We start from the raw sequence: 20666 nt of genomic DNA, 5'->3' as shown, positions 1-20666 counted from the left end.
GTGCCCGCCATCTACGAGGGCGCCGTCCAGGACCTCATTGACGAACTGGGCGAGCTGCCCGGTATAGGCCCCAAGTCCGCTCAGCGCCTCGCCTTCCACATCCTGGCGGCGGACGCCGGCTCCGTGGACCGGCTGGTCCAGGCCCTCCAGGCGGTCAAGGCGCGCGTGCGCTTCTGCGAGACCTGCGGGAACGTCGCCGAATCAGCCCAGTGCGCCATTTGCCGCGACCCGCGCCGCGACCGGCGGGTCATCTGCGTGGTCGAGGAGCCCAAAGACGTTGTCGCTATAGAGCGCACCCGCGAGTACCGGGGCCTCTACCACGTGCTCGGCGGGGCCATCGACCCCATTAATGGGGTGGGCCCCGACGACCTGCGCGTGCGCGAACTCTTCGCCCGCCTCGGAGGCGGGGATGTCGAGGAAGTCATCCTGGCCACGGACCCCGACGTCGTGGGGGAGGCCACCGCCGCCTACCTCACCCGCATGCTGCGCACCATGGCCGTGCCCGTCTCGCGCCTGGCCTCCGGACTGCCGGTGGGCTCGGATCTGGAGTACGCTGACGAGGTCACCCTGGGACGGGCCTTCGAGGGGCGCCGCCGCGTCGACGACGCCACCTAAGGCAGTTGGCGGGAACGCCCCTTGTTCTCTTACTGAGCCGAATCCGCCCGCCGTTTGGGACGTGACGAGGAAAGCACCCATATCCGCCACCTCAGGGACGCGCCGCTCCGCCTGGAGCGCCCTGTGGTGGCTACCCTGGTGGGGTGAGTCCGTCCGACCGCCCTGACCAGAGGGTTGCTGTTGTCATCCCCGCCAAGGACGAAGCGGCACGAGTTGCCGCCACCATTCGCGCATGCAGGGCGATTCCCCGCGTCGACCTCGTCGTCGTCGTGGACGACGGCTCCACCGACGGCACGCAGCACCACGCCCGCGCGGCGGGCGCAGTGACCGTCCGCCACTCCGTGAGCCGCGGCAAGGCCTCCGCCATGGAAACCGGGGCCAGCGTCGTGGCCATGCGCGACTACATTGATGGCCCCGCCCGCCTCCTGCTCTTCATCGACGCCGACCTGGGTGACACCGCCGCCGCCTGCTCCGATCTGGTGCCGCCGGTGGTCGACGGCGTCGCCGATATGGCCATCGCCGTGCCCCCCAGGCCGGTCGGGGCCGGCGGGCGCGGCCGCGTCGTGCGCACCGCTCGTGCCGCCATCGCCTCAGCCACCGGCTGGTCCCCGGTCGCCCCCCTGTCGGGCCAGCGCTGCATTACCCGGGAGGCCTACGAGGCGGCCGAGCCCCTGGCCGAGGGCTGGGGCGTGGAAGTGGGCTTGAGCATAGACGTGCTCGTGGCCGGCAAGACGGTTATCGAGGTCCCCTGCGACATTACCCACCGGGTCACCGGCAATGACAGGGCCGGCCGGCTCCACCGCGCCGGCCAGTTCCGGGACGTGCTGAGAACCATCGCTGTGCGCCGCCTGCGCCGTCGCCGCGTCCCCTCACGCCTCTACGAGGAGGCCGCGCGCAACCAGCGGCCCTTCCACACCTACCGGGCCTGGGACCCCGACAAGATCGGCACTGCGAGGAGGTAGAGGAGGCCGACGGCGAGAGCCGGCCGCGGATGACGGCGGTACCGGCCCCTGGGCCGGCCGCACCGCCCGCCCTCAGCGCCGTACCGCCTGCGCCGTCACCCAGGCCAGTAGGGCCGGCAATGCCACGACCACCGTGAAAACCGCCATGGCGGCCCCCGAATCATTGAGGAGCACCTCGACGACGACAAGCACCCCCAGTGCCCGGGTCACCGGCCCCAGCCACGGTGCGGCCGGGCATCCCGCCAGCCACCGGTAGGCGCTGGTCCCCGCCCGCCAGGACCGCAGTTGCAGGCGCAGCCACCACCCGGCCCCGGCGATCGTCAGCACCCCGGCCCCCAGTGCCACCAGGGCGAGCGGATTGGAGGTGAAGGGGGCCACCAGCGCCCAGGCCTTGCGCGCCACGGTGCGGCCCGCCTGTCCGGAAAGCACCTCGGTGGCGAAGCGGCTCAGGTGGGTCGTGGGCCCGGTGCGCGTCATCAGGTCCACCAGGGCGAAGGTGCTGACGGCCATGACGGCTCCCGCCCCCGCCACCAGCCAGCGCCACCAGGTCATGCGCACCTCCGCCAGGCCGGCGCCCAGCGCGACTAGGGCGGGCACCAGTGCCAGGACCCCGCCAATGTCGGCACCCAGCCGGGGGGCGCCGTCGAGGACCACCGCCACGGCGCCCACGGCCCCCACCAGGGCCACCACCGCCAGCCGCCTATTGCGCGGGCGCGTGAGCGCCCGCGCCGTCGGCCCCACCAGGGCGCCGACCGCCACCAGCAGGGCACCCGCGGCGAGGGCGAAAGCCGTGTTGGACATGCCGTAGAAGCGTCCAGCGACCACGGCGTTCATACCCAGCGGCCCGTTGAAGGCCAGATGGGCTCCGGTGGCCCCATCGAGGAGGATGACGGCGCAGGTGAGTATCGCCAGCGGGAGCACCGGGCCCGCCGCCAGTGGGGCGCCCGCAGTCGGTGCGGCGCCCTGGACCGGCCCCGTGTCCGCCGTGGGGGAGGCCCCCCGGCCGGGGCGCCGGCGCGACAGCACCGCCCACAGAGCCCAGGCCGCAGTGGCCAGGAGCACCGCCAGCACCGTGCCCAGGCCCAGCGCCGTGGCCAACACCCACCAAGAGGGCCGGTCCCCGCCGGCCCCCACCCGCCACCAGGGGAAGACGTTGGCCAGCATGACCCCCAGCGGCAGGGCGACCACGAGCAGGGCCGCCCGGTGAACACCACCGGCGGCGGCCGGGGCCCGGTCGCCTGAGCGCAGGACGACTCCGGCAGTCACCAGCACCACGAGGGCCGCAATGGTGAGCGCGACGCCGGTGGGCACCGTGATGAGCCGGGAGGCGCGGGCGTGGAGGGCGTCGTCGGCCAGCCGGGCCGGCCTCCCGTTCATCGGATCCGCGCCGGTCCCTGTACCGGGCGTTGGGCCCGGCCCAGCACCCGGCGGAGTAGCCGTGGCCACTGCCGGCAGGGCCAGCGCCTGGGAGGTGAAGGCGGCGCTTTCCAGCCCCGTCAGCGCATCCAGGAGGGTCGGCGCCAGGTCCGGGAGCTGGATGAGGCCCGCCCGATGCGTGGAGGAGCCGACGACGAGCCCGCCGCTGCTGCCCTGAGGGCTCATGGTGCCGGCGGGAAGCACCGCCATCTGCGGGCCGGGATCCTGGTCGTCGGCCAGGGAGAGCAGGAGGACCCGGGTCCCGGCGGGCGCCTGCGCCAAGGTGTCCGTCAATGCCGCCGCCAGGGCGGTTACCCGCTCGGCGTCCTCGGTGGGCGACTGGTCGGCGGCTGGGTCGGTGTCAGCGACCAGGAGCGTCGGGCCGCTCAGAGTCGCCAGCGCCTCTGTCAGCGAAGCGGCGGTCTGCGGCACCACGGGCGGGGTTCCAGCGGTGTCCTTGACCGTCAGGGCCAACTCGGCTCCCGGGCCCACTGCGAGCACCGGGACGTCCACGCGCCTCAGGATCCCCGTCAGGGTGCCAGTAGGAGCCTGATCAATGTCGGCCGGCCAGGTGCAGGCGCCCTCCTTAGTGCGCTCGGCGGCGCGCAGGCGGCTCCCATCCCCCAAGGTGAGCCAGCCGTCAGCCGGGCAGGTGCCCTCACCCACGGTACGGACCACCAGATTGACCGGCTCGTTGACGGCGGCGGAGGACGCAATGACGACTGCGGCCCGGGCCGCCTCCGGGCCGGCCTCGCCCGTGGCCAGGGCCTCAATATCGGCCCAGGTGACATTGTGGGTGGCGAGCACCACCACGGGAGCGCGCTCAGCCTCCGGCGCCCGGCCGGGGTCGGCGGTCCGGGCCGCCTTAGGGGAGGCCGGCGGCGTCCCGGGGCCGGTGGGTGTGCCGGGGCCGGCCAATGCGGTCCCGGCCATGGCCAGCACCATTCCCAGGACGGTAAGCAGCACGAGAGCACCGACCACGGCCCGCAGAAGGGCTCGACGACGGCGCCGCCGGGGGGAATGGCTCATTGGTTCAGCCTACGCGGGGCGCTCACAGACCTGCCGACGGCGGCAGGAGTGGGCCATTCCCCGGGCGCCGGCGAGCCCTTGGGCCTGTCTCAGTTCACGTCCGCCGCCGGCAGGGTCACCGTGAAGGTGGTGCCGTGCTCGCCATCGGCCCGCCCCTGACGCGAGTCCACCGTCAGCGTCCCGCCGTGGGAGCGGACGATCGCCAGTGCTATCGACATGCCCAGGCCCGTGGAGCCGGTGCGGCGGCCGCGCGAGGAATCGCCGCGCGCGAAGCGCTCGAAGAGGCGTTCGCGCACCTGCGGGTCAATGCCCGGCCCGTCGTCGGCCACGGTAATGACCAGGGTGGCCCCCGAGCGCTTGAGAGTGGTTGTCACCCGGCTGCCGGCAGGCGTGTGAACCCGGGCATTGGCCAGCAGGTTGACCAGCACCTGCCGCAGGCGCGCCTCGTCGCCCATGACCAGGGGCGGTTCGGGCTCGAAGTCCTCAACCTCGCTCAATTCCCCGGCCGGGCCCGCGGGCGGCTCCAGGGCGGTGAGCTCCAGGGCCCACTCGTGGTCGGGGCCGGCGGCCCTCGCGTCGGCGACGGTGTCGACTAGGAGCCCCACCAGGTCCACCTCCTCGCGGCGCAGTTCGCGGCCCGCGTCCAGGCGCGCCAGGAGCAGCAGATCCTCCACCAGTGCGGTCATGCGCACCGACTCGGAGTGGACCCGCCCCAGGGCGTGAGTGGCGCGCTCGGGCAGGTCGGCGTCGGCCCCCTCGCGGGCAATGAGCTCGGTGTAGCCGCGGATGGAGGCCAGGGGCGTGCGCAGCTCGTGGGAGGCGTCGGCCACGAACTGGCGCACCTGCGTCTCAGAGCGGTGGCGCACCGCCAGGGCGGCGTCCACATGATTGAGCAGCGTATTGAGGGCACCGCCGACCTGCCCCACCTCCTGGGAGGAGGCCAGGTCGGCCTCGGTGACGCGCTCGTTAATGCTCACCTCTCCGCGCTCCAGGGGCTGGGAGGCCACATGCTTGGCGGTGGCGGCCACGCGCTCCAGCGGCGCCAGGGAGGAGCGGACCATGGCCCGCCCGGCCAGCGCCGCCACCACCGCCCCACCCAAGGCGATGAATCCCTCAATGAGGAGCTGGGTGCGCACCAGGGCGTTGTCCGCTTTCATGGACAGCCCCGTAATGACCAGGTCGCCGCTGTCATTGTCATGGATGGCCAGAACCCGGTAGTCCCCCAGGCCGCCGATGCGCACAGTGGTGGGGCCCTGACCGGTGGGCAGGGCGAGCAAGTCCTGGTAGTCGGTGGCGGCCAGAGTCTGGTAGGACCCCTGCTCGTCAATGTAGCCGGCGCGCACCGCCGGCTCGGAGTCGGTCTTGCCCGAGACGATCACGCTCAGCGTCCCCGTCGGCTGTCCCGCGGCGTCCAGTCCGGGAGGCAGGCGAGGCTCGCCATCACCACCGTCCGCATTGTCCGCATCGCCCGCATTGCCCGCATCGTCTTGATGCGCTGGGGGCGTCGACGTCGGGGACGAGCAGCTGGACTGGGGCGTCTTGCCGTCGTGGGCCCCGCCGTGACGACGATTAGCGGCGCGCTCGGAGGCGGCAATGAGCTGATCGTCGAGGCGGTCCATGAGGGTGTGGCGCAGCGTGAGCGTGGAGACGGCCCCCATGAGGGCGGCTACGACCAGCATGATCCCCAAGGTTCCAGCGGCCAGGCGCGCGCGCAGACTGCGCGGCGATCGCTGAGGGGCAGTGCCCTCGCTGTCCTCGCAGCCTTTGTTGTGCTCGCTGTCCTTGCTGTCCTTGCAGTCTTTGCTGTGCTCGCTGTCCTTGCGGCCCGGTCGTGGAGGGAAGAGTCTCACCGCCGGGCCCTACGCGCCTGCGGCGCCCGCGGCGTCGGCCACGGCCCGGGGCGTCTCCGCGGGCTTGAGCACGTAGCCCACTCCGCGCATGGTGTGGATCATGGGTGCGCGGCCCCTGTCGATCTTGCGACGCAGGTAGGAGATGTAGAGCTCAACAATGTTGGCCTGCCCGCCGAAGTCGTAGTTCCACACCCGGTCCAGGATCTGCGGCTTGGATAGGACTCGGCGCGGATTGCGCATGAGGTAGCGCAGCAGTTCGAACTCGGTGGCGGTCAGGTGGATCTCGTCCTGGCCGCGCCACACCTCGTGGGAGTCCTCGTCGAGGCGCAGGTCGCCCACCTCCAGCAGATTCGAGGGCTTCTCCGCGTTGGCCCCCGAGCGCCGCAGCAGGGCGCGCAGGCGGGCCACAACCTCCTCCAGGGAGAAGGGCTTGGTGACGTAGTCATCCCCGCCGGCGGTCAGCCCGGCCACCCGGTCCTCCACCGAGTCCTTGGCGGTGAGAAATAGAACGGGGACGCCGGGGGTGTGACCGTGGATACGGCGCATGACCTCCAAGCCATCGAAGTCGGGCAACATGACGTCCAGGACAATAACGTCAGGACCAATCTCCTGGGCGGCGCGCACCGCGGCGATCCCGGTGCCCGCCGTTGTCACCTCCCAGCCCTCATAGCGCAGGGCGGAGGCCAGAAGGTCGGCGAGCATCTCCTCGTCGTCGACCACCAGGACGCGGACAGGAGAACCGTCGGGGCGGGTGAGGGGCTCGGGCACAGTATTCATAGGCGACATTGAACACACAGCTCCTGTGATTCACCTCCAGCGATTCTGTGACAATGCTGTGTGTCACATGTGGTACCGAGCACTTTTCTCTCGGCCTTCTGGATTGCGCGGTGAGGTGATCTCAACGCGAAGTACCGGTGTGTCTGCACGCCCCGGCGAGAAGTGCGCGGTACCGTGCCAAGTTTTGGTTTGTCGGGGCTCCCAGCGCGATGTATCCTCGTTTTTGTGGTCGCACAGGGGCGAACTGCAACGGGGTAAACGGGATACGGGGAGGGACCGCATGGAGTCTCAGGTCGGATACGAACGCTTCTTCGACCCCGATGACATCTTCTTCTCAACAACGGATTCCAGGGGTGTAATTCGGCGCACAAACAGGACCTTCGAGACTCTGTCGCGTTATCCCCGTGAACGCCTGATCGGGGCACCGCACAACATCATCCGGCACCTTGACATGCCCGCCGGTGTCTTCCGGCTCATGTGGGATGACCTGGAAGCGGGGCGCCCGGTATGCGCTTATGTTATCAACCGGGCACTGGACGGTCTGGATTATCGCGTTTTCGCCACCATCGTCCCGTTGCGCGACGGCTACCTGTCAGTGCGCATCAAACCTCTTCAGACCGCCACCCGGGAAACCGTTGAGGAGATCTATCGGCGGGTGCGCAGCAAGGAGCGCGAGCTCGCCGCCCGCGGCGGCTCCCGGCGCCAGATCGGTGAGCACGGCGCTCGCGAACTGCTGGGCGAGCTGGGCGCCCTGGGCTTCGGCTCCCTGCACGACCTGACCCGGGTGGCGCTGCCCGAAGAGGTCGGCGCGCTGGTCACCGCCGGCGTGCGCGTCCCCGCCGCCGTCGGCCTGCACGGGCCCGTCGCCCAAATCCTGGACGCGGCCGCCCAGATCGAGCGGGAGACCAACCTCCTGGTCTTCGAACTCGACGAGTACCTGCGCCTTCTGACCGCCCTGGCCGCCACCCGCGACTCCATGCTCGGTGTCGCCGACCGCGTTGAAATGGCCACCAACGCCGTCTCCCAGTACCCCGGCGCCAGGGAGTCCTCTCGGGCCCAGTCCCTGGCCAGTCGCGTCATGGAGTTGTCCTCCGAGTGCGTGCCCGCCCTGCGCTCCTTGCCGGCGACCATGTCCCGGGTTCAGGGCGCCGTCCTGGAGTTGCGCTTCTCCGTGGCCCTCATGCGCCTCATGACGCTCATGGTCGGCCGCTTCTCGCGCTCCATCCTCGATGGCAGCGAGGAGGACCCGGTTGGCTCCATCACCGACCTGTGCGAGGCGCTGGAGTCCGGGTTCGCCGAACTCGAGCCCATTTGCGTGGAGGTCGAGCGCGGTGTGGACGAACTCGACGCTCAACTGGGCGCCGTCGTGCCCCAGTTGGACCGGATTGTGCGCAGGCTCCGCCAGTGGGCGGACCTGGTGGACGAGCAGGGGGCCGGCGCCTACGCGGCCCCAGTGGCCACCCTGGCCAACGACGGGACTCCGGAAGTGCGCGACATGGCGGCCTTGGCGGCCGAGTGCCGCGGGCTGACCCTGCCCTATAACGCCGGGTTCGCCGCCCACCAACTGGGCACCATCCGCACCGCGCTGCACCAGCTGCGCTGAGAAACCCCGAGAAACCCTGAGAAACCCCGAGAAACGCTGAGGACCGAGAACACTGCGGGCCACTGAAGGCCAGTGAGGGCCACTGAAGGCCGCTGAGGACACTGCGAGTCCGCGCTGCTGCGGGGCTGCGGCGGGCAATGGGGCCCCGGCGTTGGCGCCCGACGCCGGCGCGCCGTCCGTTCGCCTGTGAACCGGAATTCTGTGGGCCGGCTCCCAGGACTAACCCGCCCGAGGGCGGCAGGGCCATGCGTTACAGTCGGCGCAGGCCCGCCGAGGGCCGACATCGAATGCTGCGCCACCCCGCCGGCGCGGCGCCCCGCCGTCCCGAAGGTCCAGGAAGGTCCCCGTGCCCACCAAGCTCGTCATTGTGGAGTCCCCCAATAAGGTCCGCTCCATCGCCGGCTACCTCGGCCCGGAGTACGACGTTGAGGCGTCAATCGGTCACATCCGGGACCTGCCCCAGCCCTCAGAACTGCCGGCCGCCATGAAGAAGGGCCCCTACGGCAAGTTCGCCGTCGACGTCGAGGACGGCTTCCAGCCCTACTACGTGGTCAACCCCGACAAGAAGAAGACCGTCACGGCGCTGCGCAAGGCCCTCAAGGGCGCCGACGAGCTCTACCTGGCCACTGACGACGACCGCGAGGGCGAGGCCATTGCCTGGCACCTCCTGGAGGTTCTCAAGCCCACGGTGCCGGTCAAGCGCATGACCTTCACCGAGATCACCCGCGAGGCCGTCACCCGCGCCCTGGCCTCCACCCGCCAACTCGACACCCACCGGGTCGATGCCCAGGAGACCCGCCGCATCCTGGATCGCCTGGTCGGTTACGAGGTCAGCCCTGTGCTGTGGCGCAAGGTCCGCGCCGGCCTGTCCGCCGGGCGCGTCCAGTCCGTGGCCACGCGCCTGGTGGTCGAGCGCGAGCGCGAGCGCATGGCCTTCACCTCCGCCTCCTATTGGGGGGTCGAGGCCCAGCTGTCAACGGTGCTGTCCGCCGTCGACCTGCCCGAGCGCGAGGCGGCCTCCTTCACCGCTAGACTGACCACCCTTGACGGGCGCCGCGTGGCCACCGGCCGTGACTTCTCCGACTCCGGGCAACTGCGCCCGGCCGCCGTCAAGGCCGGCGCCATCCATCTTCACGAGGGCGGCGCCACGGCCGTGGCCGACGCGGTGAAGCGCGGCACCCCGCGCGTGGCCGAAATCGAGGACAAGCCCTACAAGCGCCGCCCGGCCGCCCCCTTCACCACTTCCACCCTCCAGCAGGAGGCGTCCCGCAAGCTGCGCATGAACCCGCGCGAGACCATGCGCGTGGCCCAGGGCCTGTACGAAAACGGCCTCATCACCTACATGCGCACCGACTCCACCGCCCTGTCCAGCCAGGCCGTGGCGGCCGCCCGCGCACAGATCCGTGAACTCTACGGGCCCGAGTACGTGCCGAACAGGCCCCGCGTCTACGCCACCAAGGGCAAGGGCGCCCAGGAGGCCCACGAGGCGATCCGCCCCGCCGGGGACCACTTCCGCACCCCCGCCCAGGTCTCCGCCGAGCTCAGCGGCTCCCAGTTCCGCCTCTACGAGCTCATCTGGAAGCGCACGGTCGCCTCCCAGATGGCCGACGCCGTCGGCTCGACCGCCACCGTGCGCGTCGAGGTCCCCCTGGTCCCCGCCCACGGCGGCTCGCGGGACGCCGGTTCGACCTTCACCACTGCCGGGCTGAGCGCCTCGGGCACGGTCATTACCTTCCGCGGATTCTTGGCCGCCTACGAGGAGGGGCGCGACGCCGAACGCTACGAGGAGGGCGGCGCCAAGGACTCCAAGGACGTGCGCCTGCCGGCCATGGTCGCCGGCCAGGAACTCGCCGCCCTGGGCGCCCAGGCGGCCGGCCACGAGACCACGCCGCCGCCGCGCTACACCGAGGCCTCCCTGGTCAAGGCCCTGGAGGAGCGGGAGATCGGCCGCCCCTCCACCTACGCCTCGATCATGTCCACCATCTCGGACCGCGGCTACGTCGACCATCGTGGGCAGGCGCTGGTGCCCACCTGGCTGGCCTTCGCCGTCACCCGCCTGCTGGAGGAGAACTTCTCCGAACTGGTCGACTACGACTTCACCGCCTCCATGGAGCGCGACCTGGACCGGATCGCCGCCGGCGAGGAGGACCGGGTGGCCTGGCTGACCCGCTTCTACTACGGCGACTCCCGCAACCCCGAGGGACACGAGCCGGTGGCGGCCGATGAGCACGGGCTCAAGGAAATGGTTGAGGGCCTTGGTGAGATTGACGCCCGGGCCGTGAACTCCATTGAGATCGGTGAGGGCATGACCCTGCGGGTGGGCCGCTACGGGCCCTACCTGGAGGACGCCGAGGGCAAGCGCGCCAATGTTCCCGCCGACCTGGCCCCGGACGAACTGACAGTGGCCAAAGCCCGGGAGCTCTTCGAGCGGGCCGCCGACGACGGGCGCGAACTCGGCACCGACCCCTCCACCGGGCACACGATTATCGCCAAGGACGGCCGCTACGGCCCCTACGTCACCGAGGTTCTGCCCGAGCCCGAGCAGACCGCTGCACCTGGGGAGAAGGCCAAGCCCGCCAAACGGGGGACCCGGGGCGCCAAGAAGGGCCCCAAGCCGCGCACCGCCAGCCTGCTGAGGTCAATGGACCTGGCCACCGTCACCCTGGACCAGGCCCTGAACCTGCTGAACCTGCCGCGCGTGGTCGGCCAGGACCCCGAGTCCGGCACCGACATCACCGCCCAGAACGGCCGCTACGGCCCCTACCTGAAGAAGGGCACCGACTCGCGCTCCTTGGAGACCGAGGAGCAGATCTTCACCATCACCCTGGAACAGGCCCTGGAACTCTTCTCCCAGCCCAAGCGCCGCCGCGGCCAGTCCACCCGCAGCCCCCTGCGCGAGTTGGGCACCGATCCGGTCTCCGGGCGGCCGGTGGTCATTAAGGACGGCCGCTTCGGCCCCTATTTCACTGACGGGCAAACCAATGTGACCCTGCGCCGGGGCGATGACCCGGCCACCGTCACCCCCGAGCGCGCCTATGAACTGTTGGCTGAGAAGCGCGCCAAGGGCCCCGCTAAGAAACGCACCACCGGCAAAACCACGGCGAAGAAGACGACGGCGAAGAAGGCGAGCACGACCCGGGCCGCCAAAAAATCCTAATCGGCGCTCTGACCCCCGTCCATCCGGCGCCCGGGCGATGGTGGATGTGATCCACCGGAAGAGTGGATAAGTGTCGTGGCTCACCCGGAGTTCGCCCCTGAGCCGTGTTTTTCATGGTGTTGATCGGCCCTTAAACGGCCGGTCAACACCATGAAAAAGTAGAGGAAGGTGGGAAAAGCTAGGGGAGGGGCGGGAGAAGACGTGGGGGAGGCGGTATTGGGGCGTGTCGCTGGACTGCGACATGCCCGCGACAACCCCGCGCAACCGCTCACCTAGGCTGAGGGCATCGAAAGGCATCGAACCGGATGACCAGTTCTTCGAGCCCCTTGGAAGGAACCACCATGAAGACCCCCTCCCTGCTCTCCCTCGCCGCCGTCCTCGGGCTGGCCCTGAGCGGCTGCTCCGTCTCCCTGTCCGGCCCGGACACGGCCTCCTCCTCGGGCAGCCCCCAAGCGCCGCAGAGCGCGGCCGCCTCAGATGCCGATGGTGGCGCCCAGGCCTCCGGGGGCGCCACCACTGGGGGCGCCGCCTCCGAGGGCAGCGGGTCGGCAACCGGCGAGCCCGCCGTCGAGGCCACCGACATCACCGATGCGACCTGGCGCGGCGTGCTGTCCAACGGCAGCCGCCTGAGCCCTGACTCCGATGGCAATGTCACCATTGAGTCCGCCCTCTCCGAGGTCAGCGTCGTCGGCGACGTTGAGACCCTTGACGTGCGCGGCGCGGGAGTCACCGTCGCCGCCGAGGACGTCAACACCCTCAAGGTCAGCGGCTCCTCCTCGGTGGTCTACGTGCGCAGCGCCCAGAAGATCGAGATCGCCGGGGCGAGCATTGAGGTCTACTGGCTGGAGGGCAGCCCGGTGGTGGAGGACAAGGGCGCCTTCAACACCGCCCAGCAGCTTGAGCAGCAGTGAGAGAACCAACCGCCGCAGTGGGCGCCGGCACCCCAATGGGGGCTGCCGGCGCCCCGGCCGCCGTTGTGCTCCTGGTCGACGACGAGGCCCCGATCCGCGACTCGCTGGGCCCCTACCTGGAGCGCAGCGGCTATCGCGTACTGCTGGCCAGCGACGGCAGGGAGGCCCTGGACCTACTGGCCTCCTACCGGGTGGACATCATTGTCTCCGACGTTCTCATGCCCCGCATGGACGGCCGTGAACTGGTGCGCCGGGTGCGCGGCGGGGGAACCTGGACGCCCATCATTCTGCTCACCCAACTCGACGCCACATACGAGCGCATCTCCGCCCTGGACGACGGCGCGGACGACTACTTGTCCAAGCCCTTCGACCCCGCCGAGCTCGCCTCCCGCATCCGCGCCGTCCTGCGCCGCACTCGCGGGCCCGAGCCGCCGCTGAGCGTCGCCGCCCGGCTGGTCGCCGGACCGCTGGAACTCGACAGGGTCTCCCGCCGGGTGGCGCTGGCGGGCAAGGGGCTGTCCCTGACCCCCAAGGCGGTCGCCCTCCTGGACTACCTCATGAGCCACCCCCGCGAACTTCACACGCGCGAGACCCTTCTATCGGCCCTGTGGGGCATTGACTTCTCCTCCTCCACCCGCGCCGTCGACCACCGTATTCGCGAAATCCGCCGGGCGCTGGGCGACGACGCCAGCGCCCCCACCTTCATTGAAACAGTGCCCTCCGTGGGCTACCGCTTCTGCCATGAGGTTCACCCGTGAACCGGTCCGGCCCCACGGGAGCGCCCCCGACGACGTCGGGCCCCGCCCCCCGGGAGGGGACTGTCGCCGAGGGGCGGGGGCGAGCCCGGTGGTCCTGGTGGCGGTGGGCCGTGGCCTTGGGGATCCTGGCCGCCATGGTGGCCGTGAGCGCCCTGCTGTGGGGCGACTTGAGGGTGACTATGAGCGTGAGCGTCCCCCTGCTGGTTGGTGAGGTTCTGGGCTTGGGGGCGGGGGCGGCCGCAGCGGTGCTCCTGCTGCGGCACCGGTGGGGCGCGGCCCAGCAGCGGGCCGCCGCCCGGGCGCAGGAGTCGGCCCGCGCCCGGCACCGCCAGTTCCTGCGCCGCCTGGACCACGAGCTCAAGAACCCGCTGACTGCGGTGCGGGTCGCCGTCGCCGACGCCTCCCGCGTCGAGGACAGGGCGAAGGCGGCCTCCTCCCTGGAGGTGGTTGACGCCCAGGCCCGCCGCATGAGCCGCCTGCTGACCGACCTGCGCAAGCTCGCCGAGCTGGAGACCTCCCCCCTGTCCTTGGAAGAGGTCGACCTGGCTGAGACCCTGCGCGACGCCGTCGCCGCGGTCCAGGAGGACGGCGCCGCCCGCGGCGCCGCGCCTCCCATCCGGGTGGATCTGCCCCAGGTGCCCTGGCCCCTGCCCGCCGTCCGCGGTGACGGCGACCTGCTCTACTCGGCCCTGTGCAATGTCGTCTCCAATGCCGTGAAGTACACCCCGCCGTCGGGGGTGATCGAGGTGCGGGGCCGGGAGGAGGCGGGCGTGGTCACCATTGAGGTCGCCGACACCGGCATTGGCGTGCCCGAGGCGGACTTGCCGGCGGTGTGGAGCGAGTTGGCGCGGGCGGGCAATGCCCGCGCCCTGCCCGGCTCAGGGCTTGGGCTGGCACTGGTGTCGACCATTGTTGAGCGTCACCGGGGCCGTGTGCGGATGACGTCGCGCGAGGGCGTGGGCACGCGCGTGTGGCTGTCACTGCCGGTCGCCGGGCCGTAAGCCGCCCCGTCACTGCGCCACTGGGCCCCCGGTCATTGGGGCGGGCGCCCCGCCAGAGGCGTCCCCGGCCCGGTACCGCCCCGGCCGCGCCCGGGGCGTGCTGGTCGGCACCGCCGGCGGGGCCGTCGCCGGGCACCGCCCCGGCTACCCTGGGCGCGTGACCGCTCTCGCCGCGCCGCAGCCCGCCCCGCACCCCCACCCGGGGCTGTTCATCTCCTTCGAGGGCGGTGACGGCGTCGGCAAGACCACCCAGATCACCGTTCTCGCCGGACTCCTCGACGCGGCCGGCGCGGATCACCTCGTGACCCGTGAGCCCGGCGGCACCGGGCTCGGCCGCGAGATCCGCCGCCTTCTTCTCCACAGCGGAGAGGTTTCCCCGCGCGCCGAGGCCCTCCTGTACGCCGCCGACCGCGCCCACCACGTCGAGACCCGCGTGCGCCCCGCCCTGGTGCGCGGCGCCATCGTCCTGACCGACCGCTACCTGGACTCCTCGGTGGCCTACCAGGGGGCCGCCCGCGCCCTGGGCACCCGGGAGGTGCGCGACCTCTCCCTGTGGGCCACCGGCGGACTGCTCCCGGACCTGACCATTCTGCTTGACGCCGACCCCTCCATTGCCGCCCGGCGCACCGCCGACCGCGGCGCCAAGGACCGCCTGGAGTGCGAGGCGGGCGCCTTCCACACGGTTCTGCGCGAGCAATTCCTGTTACTGGCGGACGCCGAGCCCCGGCGCTTCGTGGTCATCAACGCCGACCAGGACCGGGACCAGGTGGCCGACGAGGTGGCTCGGGCCCTGCCCCCTGCGATTGAGGCCCGCAGCGCCCGCTACCGGGAGGCGGGGGGCCGGGGGGCGCTCACGCCCCTGGAGCGCGCCGCGGCCCGGATCGCGGCCCGCCTGCCGGATGGGGGGCGGCTATGAGCGTGTGGGACGACGTCGTCGGCCAGGAGGCGGTGGTCGGCACCTTCGAGGCGGCCGCTCAAGCCGCCCGCCTCGCCGTGCGCGAGCGCCAGGGGCCCGAGGCCGGCGGCGGAACCTCGGCCATGACCCACGCCTGGCTGGTCACCGGCCCCCCCGGGTCGGGGCGATCCAATGCCGCCCGCGCCTTCGCCGCCGCCCTCCAGTGCACCGGGGAGGCGCCCGGCTGCGGGCGGTGCAAGCCCTGCCGGGACGTCATGGGCGGAGCCCACCCCGACATGGTGCGCCTGACCACCGAGAAGCTCCTCATCACCATGGAGGAGGTCAAGACCCTCATCGGGGAGGCGCAGCGCCGCCCCTGGACCGGCCACTGGCGGGTCATCCTGATTGAGGACGCCGACCGCATGGCCGAGCGCACCACCAATGTGCTGCTCAAATCCATTGAGGAGCCCCCGCCCCAGACGGTCTGGCTGCTGTGCACCCCCAGCGCCGACGACGTCCTGCCCACGATCCGCTCCCGCTGCCGCCTGGTGACTCTGCGCATCCCGCCCCCGGAGGCGGTCGCCGACCTGCTGGTGCGCCGTGACGGGGCGGACCCCGAACTCGCCGCCCGGGCGGCGCGCGCCAGTCAGTCGCATATCGGCCTGGCCCGCCACCTGGCCACCGACCCGGGCGCCTGGGAGCGCCGTCGCCGCCTCCTGCTCGCCCCGGTGTCATTGCGCAGCGTGGGAGACGCGGTCCTGGCCGCCGCCAACCTGGTGGAGGCCGCTGAGGCGGAGGCCAAGAACGCCACCGCGGAGCGCGACGCCCGGGAGAAGGCCGACCTGCTGCGGGCCCTGGGCCTGGAGGGGGAGGCACGGGTGCCGCCGGCATTGCGCGCCCAGGTGCGCCAGCTCGAGGAGGACCAGAAGCGGCGCGCCAGGCGGGCGCGCACCGACGTGCTGGACCGGGCGATGATCGACCTGCTCTCCTTCTACCGCGACGTACTGGTCACCCAGATGGGGGCTCAGGTTGAGCGCGTCAATATCGACCTGGGGCGGGCCGTGGACCAGGTTGCCGGTTCAACGGGGGCGGACAAGTCGCTGGCGCGCATAGCCGCCATTGAGGAGTGCCGCGCACGGCTGCGCACCAACGCCTCCCCCCTGCTGGCCATCGAGGCGCTCATGGTCAGCCTGCGCCCCCAGGCGTGAGGCCGGCGCAGGGCGGCGGCATGAGCTCCCGTGTCGGGCGGCGGGCCGGCGGCCCCCCGGTCCGGCGGCCCCCGGGGCGCGCGGTCCCGGTATCCGAGGCGGAGAGGAGTGCGGCGGAGCGCAGGGGAGCGCAATGGGGAGCGCAATTGTCCGCGCGCCTCAGGACGCGGAGGGAATCGTCGGGGGCCGGCGGAAAACACAATGCTTCTTCCGGGCCCCGGGGCCGGCGGTGAAAAGCGCTCCTCCACTAACCCCGCTTTTGACCACAATGCGCTGGATCCGCCCCGTCTGGGGAGAATTCCCCCCTAGGGAGGAGAGCGAGCGCACGTTCGTCCTCGTAGGCTGCCCATGTGAGTACCTCAACTGTTATCCCTCGGCGCCGCTCGGGCCGTGCGCAACGGTCCCTGGCGGCGTGCGCAGCCGCCCTGCTGGCCTGCGCGGGCATTGTCGCCTGCGACAACGAGCCCTCCCCGTCCGCCTCGCCAGTGCCTTTGAGCGGTACGCCCGCGCCTGTGCCGGCGGGCCTGGAATCCTTCTACGAACAGAGCATTGACTGGTACCCCTGCGCCAAAGAGGGCGGCATGACCGAGGACCCCAAGGAGACCGGCCCCGGCTCCACCTCCTGCGCCCGCATCTCGGTGCCCCTGGATTACTCCAACCCCGAAGGGGCCACCATTGAGATTGCTTTGAAGCGCCGCTCGGCGTCCAATGGCAACCCCATTGGCTCGCTCTTCATCAACCCCGGCGGCCCGGGCGGCTCCGGCGTGGAACTGGTGCAGAACGCGCCGGGCTACTTCTCCGACGCGCTCCTGGAGTCCTACGATGTCATTGGCTTCGATCCGCGCGGGGTCGGTTCTTCCACCGCGGTTGACTGCCTGACCGACGCCGAGCTGGACGTCGAGCGGGCCGGCGAGAATGAAACCGCCCCCGGGGATGCTACCGCCGCCGAGGCCCAGGCCGACGTGGCTCAAGGCGCCCAGGAGCGGGAGGCCCAGTGCCAGTCGCGCACCACCACGCCCGGGCTGCTCGATCACATCGACACGATCTCGGCGGCTCGCGACCTCGATATTATGCGGGCGCTGGTCGGCGACAACCTCCTGAGCTACCTGGGCTTCTCCTACGGCACCTACCTGGGGGCGACCTACGCCGACCTCTTCCCCGGCAATGTTGGGCGCATGGTCCTCGATGGCGCCGTTGACCCGTCGCTGTCCGCCGGGGAGCTGACCCTGGGGCAGGCCGAGGCCTTCGAGAGCAGTCTGCGCACCTACGTCGAGGACTGCCAGGCGGGGAGGGGGTGCCCGCTGACCGGCGACGTCGACTCCGGTATTAAGCAGATCCAGGACTTCTTGGAGACCACCCGCACCAACCCGGTATCCACCTCTGACCCGCAGCGGCCTTTGACCCACTCACTGGCCTTCAGCGCCGTGCTCGGCATTCTCTATCAGCCCGAGTCCTGGTCGTACCTCACCCAGGGCCTCGACCAGGCCATGAATGAGGACGACGGCTCAACGCTGCTGTTCATCGCCGACTTCTTCGCCTCCCGCAGCGAGGACGGCACCTATGAGGGCAACGGTGACGAGGTGATTAGCGCAATCAACTGCCTGGACAACCCGGTCACCGGCGACGCCGCCTCATGGGAGCAGGAGGCCGACGAGCTGGAGAAGATCTCCCCAACTTTCGGCTCCGAGTTCGCCTACAGCGACCTGTACTGCCAGGCCTGGGGCCATGAGTCGACTCGCGAGAGGACGGAGATCCACGCCTCCGGTGCCGCCCCCATCCTGGTCGTGGGGACCACCGGGGACCCGGCGACCCCCTACGCCTGGTCGGAGGCCCTGGCCGCCCAACTCGACTCCGGCCAGCTCCTCACCTGGGAGGGGGAGGGGCACACAGCCTACGGCCGTGCCGGGAAGTGCGTGACCGGCGCCGTGGACACCTACCTGCTGACGGGGGAGATGCCCCAGGAGGGGCTGCGCTGCGTCGGCTCGCAGTAGGGCGGGACGGCGGATACGCGGCGACCAGCCGGCGCATGCACGGTTCCCGGCCCCACCGCGGGGCCGGGAACCGTGCACGGGCGTGGACGGTTCGGCGCCGCGCACCGTGGAAACGACTGGGACCCGCGGGGGCCCTGCGGGCGCGCGGACGGTTCAGGTCGAGGCGGTCGGTGTGAGCTCCCCGGCAATGGGGCGGCCGATCCAGGAGGCGAGTTCCGCACCGCGCAGCCCTTGACCGAGCAGGAACTGAACCTTGGCGTAAGTCGCCTCCAGGGTCATGTCCCGGCTGCCGACGCCGCCGGCGCGGGCAAGGGCCTCCCCCGCCTGGTATCGGCCCAGCGCCACCTCGGCCTGATGGCACTGGGAGGTGACGACGACGGCGACCCCCGACCCGATGGCGTCGGCCAGGACCCCAATGAGGCCGGGATCGTTGCCGGGCACGGTGCCCACGCCGAAGGCCCGCAGCACAACGGCGTCGGGCAGCGGCCTCAGCGCCGCCCCCAGCCGGGCCGCGCCGAGGCCGGGGACCAGGTCGATGACGGCCACGTCGTGGCATCGGTAGGGCAGGGCGCCCCTCCAGCCGGTCCCTTGGACGGGGAGGGGGCTCCATTGCCACGGGGCGCCGGCAATGGCCAAAGGCGGCGCATTGGGCGAGTCGAAGCCCGCGAAGGCCCATGAACTGGTCTTGGTGGCCCGGGCGCCCGCGAAGAGGCGCTGCCCGAAGAACAGGCTTACGCCGGTCACGCGGGTGCTGGTGGCCGCATGCAGGGCGCCCATGGTGTTCGCGGCGGCATCAGATCCCACTGCTCCCAGCGGCAGCTGGGAGCCGGTGACCACGACGGGGACCGGCAGGTCGGTAAGCGCGTAAGACAAGGCCGCTGAAGTGTAGGCCATGGTGTCAGTGCCATGAAGAACAACGAAAGGCTTGTCGGGATCCTGGATGGAGTAACGGCGCAGTTCGTCTACAATCGCCTGCCAGGAAGCAGGGGTTGCGTTCGCGGAGTCGATCAATGGGTTCAGGCGGCTGATGGTCACCTCATGGTCAGATCCGTCAGATCCATGGGCGCGTAAAAGGGTGTTGAGCCACCCCTCCAGATCCGCTCCGGGCACAAGCCCGTGCGGGGAGTCCACCATACCGATGGTGCCGCCGGTGTAGATGATGTGGACGCGCATGGTTGTGCTCCTGGCTCTCATCAATGGCGGTGCGCAGACGCCCCCGAGAATACTGCGTGCGGCGCCGCTGCTCGTGGAGGGGTTGCCGCCCGCCCCGTGGTCGCAGATGCGCCGTTGCTGTGAATAGCCTCAGAAAACTCACTGCGGCGGGCCGGGCGGGCTATAAAGATGGCGGCCCCGGTGATGAGATTGTCGATGGGGGCCGACTCCCCGGGGCGGTGGATCGAGAATGGGGCGGCAGGAAGAGGCGGGAATGATCGGTCAATGGTCGGTCAGGGGCGGGGCGAGCTGAGCGGGCGGCTTCGACCGCGGGCCCCGCAGCGGCCGGGGCCGGGCCGGGGGACGGGGCGTATTCGGCGCCATAACGCCAGTTTTCGGCGATTGTGGTTAGAACCACGACGAGGGCGGTGTGCGCAGGTTTGCGTTGATGGCGGCGCGAGCGGTAACGTCGCCCCCGCCGCCAGGCGCGCCACCTTAGCTCAGTAGGCAGAGCGATTCACTCGTAATGAATAGGTCGTGGGTTCGATTCCCACAGGTGGCTCCGATGGCCCCGGAACCCTCGGTTCTGGGGCCTTGTTGTGCTTGGTTGTACTTGCTGCGCGATCCAACTGCTGTCAAGCGGCTCATGTTGCCGGGGCGGATGGGGCCGTAACTGATGATGTGGGGCTGCTTTGCCGCCCGGCGCGCGCTCGATGCCCCTCGTGGGGCAAAGGTGATCGGTTCGAGCGCGATCGTGGTGAGGAAGTTGGAAGCGCCTCTGGGCGGATGTGTCCGGCGCAGGCGGCGCTAACGAATTGCCCAAGACGATCGAGTAGATTCAGTACAACTTTCCCGTTGCACCGAATACGTTTCTCCATTACTCTGTTTATGTTCGCTGGAGGGTTCGCGCGAATCCTCCATCCGTTTCGTGATTGAGGAACCATGGCTCAGAAGACCCAAGTCATTCTCGTCGACGATGTCGACGGCTCCGAGGCCACTCAGACCGTCACGTTCGCGCTTGACGGCGTCAACTACGAGATCGACCTCAACGACGGGCATGCCGCCGCCCTGCGCGAGTCCTTCGAGGAGTGGACGGTCAAGGCGCGCCGCAAGTCCGGTCGCCGCAACACCGGCCGACGTCGTGCCAGCTCCGCCTCATCCGGTGAGACCCAGCGCATTCGCGAGTGGGCCCGCGCCGCAGGCATGTCGGTGTCCGACCGCGGCCGCATCTCCGCCGACATTCGCGAAGCCTACGCTCAGGCGCACGCCAACTGAGTCCCACCGGCACCGCTCCGCTTTCCGCGTGGTGGATGCACCTTGGCCCGGACTCCCCGCAGTCTC

Annotated in this window: 15 protein-coding genes and 1 tRNA gene; 12 read left to right on the top strand and 4 right to left on the bottom strand. The window is 70.8% G+C overall.

From position 1 onward, the window contains the following. A complete protein-coding gene (recR, locus tag EUC46_RS08705) occupies positions 1-615 on the top strand; it encodes a recombination mediator RecR (protein WP_128773779.1) in 615 nt (204 codons plus the stop codon). A gap of 143 nt (positions 616-758) precedes the next feature. Beyond that, positions 759-1577 (top strand): glycosyltransferase, encoded by an 819-nt coding sequence (locus EUC46_RS08700; RefSeq protein WP_128773778.1) that lies wholly within the window; start codon positions 759-761, stop codon positions 1575-1577. 72 nt (positions 1578-1649) lie between these two features. Here the strand turns inward: EUC46_RS08700 and EUC46_RS08695 are convergent, their stop codons facing one another. From EUC46_RS08695 to EUC46_RS08685, 3 genes are all read right to left on the bottom strand, one after another. Beyond that, entirely contained in the window at positions 1650-4022 is a 2373-nt protein-coding gene (locus tag EUC46_RS08695; protein ID WP_128773777.1) for a hypothetical protein, read from the bottom strand. Positions 4023-4111: 89 nt separating this feature from the next. Continuing rightward, positions 4112-5701, bottom strand: a complete 1590-nt coding sequence (locus tag EUC46_RS08690; RefSeq protein ID WP_128773776.1) for a sensor histidine kinase — start codon at positions 5699-5701, stop codon at positions 4112-4114. Positions 5702-5881: 180 nt separating this feature from the next. Further along, positions 5882-6649 carry a response regulator transcription factor gene (locus tag EUC46_RS08685; protein ID WP_128773775.1) on the bottom strand — a complete coding sequence of 256 codons (768 nt, stop codon included), beginning with the start codon at positions 6647-6649 and terminating at the stop codon, positions 5882-5884. 280 nt (positions 6650-6929) lie between these two features. Here EUC46_RS08685 and EUC46_RS08680 point away from each other — a divergent pair, with 280 nt between their 5' ends. The 8 genes from EUC46_RS08680 (at position 6930) to EUC46_RS08645 (ending at position 18173) form a co-directional block, all read left to right on the top strand. Next, positions 6930-8252: a PAS domain-containing protein gene (locus tag EUC46_RS08680; protein ID WP_128773774.1), complete on the top strand. Its 1323-nt coding sequence runs from the start codon at positions 6930-6932 to the stop codon at positions 8250-8252. A 346-nt stretch (positions 8253-8598) separates the two neighbouring features. Continuing rightward, a complete protein-coding gene (gene topA / locus EUC46_RS08675; protein WP_128773773.1) occupies positions 8599-11409 on the top strand; it encodes a type I DNA topoisomerase in 2811 nt (936 codons plus the stop codon). A 341-nt stretch (positions 11410-11750) separates the two neighbouring features. After that, positions 11751-12320 (top strand): DUF3060 domain-containing protein, encoded by a 570-nt coding sequence (locus tag EUC46_RS13310; RefSeq protein WP_128773772.1) that lies wholly within the window; start codon positions 11751-11753, stop codon positions 12318-12320. Positions 12321-12355: 35 nt separating this feature from the next. Next, entirely contained in the window at positions 12356-13078 is a 723-nt protein-coding gene (locus EUC46_RS08665) for a response regulator transcription factor (RefSeq protein WP_128773792.1), read from the top strand. Further along, the gene (locus tag EUC46_RS08660) at positions 13075-14079 is read left to right on the top strand and encodes a sensor histidine kinase (protein ID WP_421701586.1); all 1005 of its coding nucleotides are present in this window, start codon (positions 13075-13077) and stop codon (positions 14077-14079) included. The genes EUC46_RS08665 and EUC46_RS08660 overlap by 4 nt, the downstream gene beginning before the upstream one ends. 157 nt (positions 14080-14236) lie before the next feature. Then, complete coding sequence (gene tmk / locus EUC46_RS08655; RefSeq protein ID WP_128773771.1) at positions 14237-14995, top strand: dTMP kinase; 759 nt, start codon at positions 14237-14239, stop codon at positions 14993-14995. Further along, the gene (locus tag EUC46_RS08650) at positions 14992-16182 is read left to right on the top strand and encodes a DNA polymerase III subunit delta' (protein WP_128773770.1); all 1191 of its coding nucleotides are present in this window, start codon (positions 14992-14994) and stop codon (positions 16180-16182) included. The genes tmk and EUC46_RS08650 overlap by 4 nt, the downstream gene beginning before the upstream one ends. A gap of 350 nt (positions 16183-16532) precedes the next feature. Continuing rightward, positions 16533-18173, top strand: coding sequence for an alpha/beta hydrolase (locus EUC46_RS08645; RefSeq protein WP_241655498.1), 1641 nt, complete (start codon positions 16533-16535; stop codon positions 18171-18173). A 153-nt stretch (positions 18174-18326) separates the two neighbouring features. Here the strand turns inward: EUC46_RS08645 and EUC46_RS08640 are convergent, their stop codons facing one another. After that, positions 18327-19346: an asparaginase gene (locus EUC46_RS08640; protein WP_128773769.1), complete on the bottom strand. Its 1020-nt coding sequence runs from the start codon at positions 19344-19346 to the stop codon at positions 18327-18329. A gap of 468 nt (positions 19347-19814) precedes the next feature. Here EUC46_RS08640 and EUC46_RS08635 point away from each other — a divergent pair. After that, positions 19815-19887, top strand: a tRNA-Thr gene (locus tag EUC46_RS08635). A 380-nt stretch (positions 19888-20267) separates the two neighbouring features. After that, complete coding sequence (locus EUC46_RS08630; protein WP_128773768.1) at positions 20268-20600, top strand: histone-like nucleoid-structuring protein Lsr2; 333 nt, start codon at positions 20268-20270, stop codon at positions 20598-20600. Positions 20601-20666: the final 66 nt, after the last annotated feature.

This window comes from Actinomyces oricola, from assembly GCF_004104015.1.
GTDB classification, from domain to species: Bacteria; Actinomycetota; Actinomycetes; order Actinomycetales; family Actinomycetaceae; genus Actinomyces; species Actinomyces oricola.
This window is presented reverse-complemented; position numbering and strand designations above follow the sequence as displayed.

Coding starts and splice junctions, on each gene's coding strand:
- EUC46_RS13310 (WP_128773772.1), top strand. CDS start 11,751: ATGAAGACCCCCTCCCTGCTCTCCCTCGCCGCCGTCCTCGGGCTGGCC.
- EUC46_RS08690 (WP_128773776.1), bottom strand. CDS start 5,701: ATGCTGGTCGTAGCCGCCCTCATGGGGGCCGTCTCCACGCTCACGCTG.
- EUC46_RS08695 (WP_128773777.1), bottom strand. CDS start 4,022: ATGAGCCATTCCCCCCGGCGGCGCCGTCGTCGAGCCCTTCTGCGGGCC.
- EUC46_RS08650 (WP_128773770.1), top strand. CDS start 14,992: ATGAGCGTGTGGGACGACGTCGTCGGCCAGGAGGCGGTGGTCGGCACC.
- EUC46_RS08640 (WP_128773769.1), bottom strand. CDS start 19,346: ATGCGCGTCCACATCATCTACACCGGCGGCACCATCGGTATGGTGGAC.
- EUC46_RS08680 (WP_128773774.1), top strand. CDS start 6,930: ATGGAGTCTCAGGTCGGATACGAACGCTTCTTCGACCCCGATGACATC.
- EUC46_RS08685 (WP_128773775.1), bottom strand. CDS start 6,649: ATGAATACTGTGCCCGAGCCCCTCACCCGCCCCGACGGTTCTCCTGTC.
- EUC46_RS08665 (WP_128773792.1), top strand. CDS start 12,356: ATGGGGGCTGCCGGCGCCCCGGCCGCCGTTGTGCTCCTGGTCGACGAC.
- EUC46_RS08630 (WP_128773768.1), top strand. CDS start 20,268: ATGGCTCAGAAGACCCAAGTCATTCTCGTCGACGATGTCGACGGCTCC.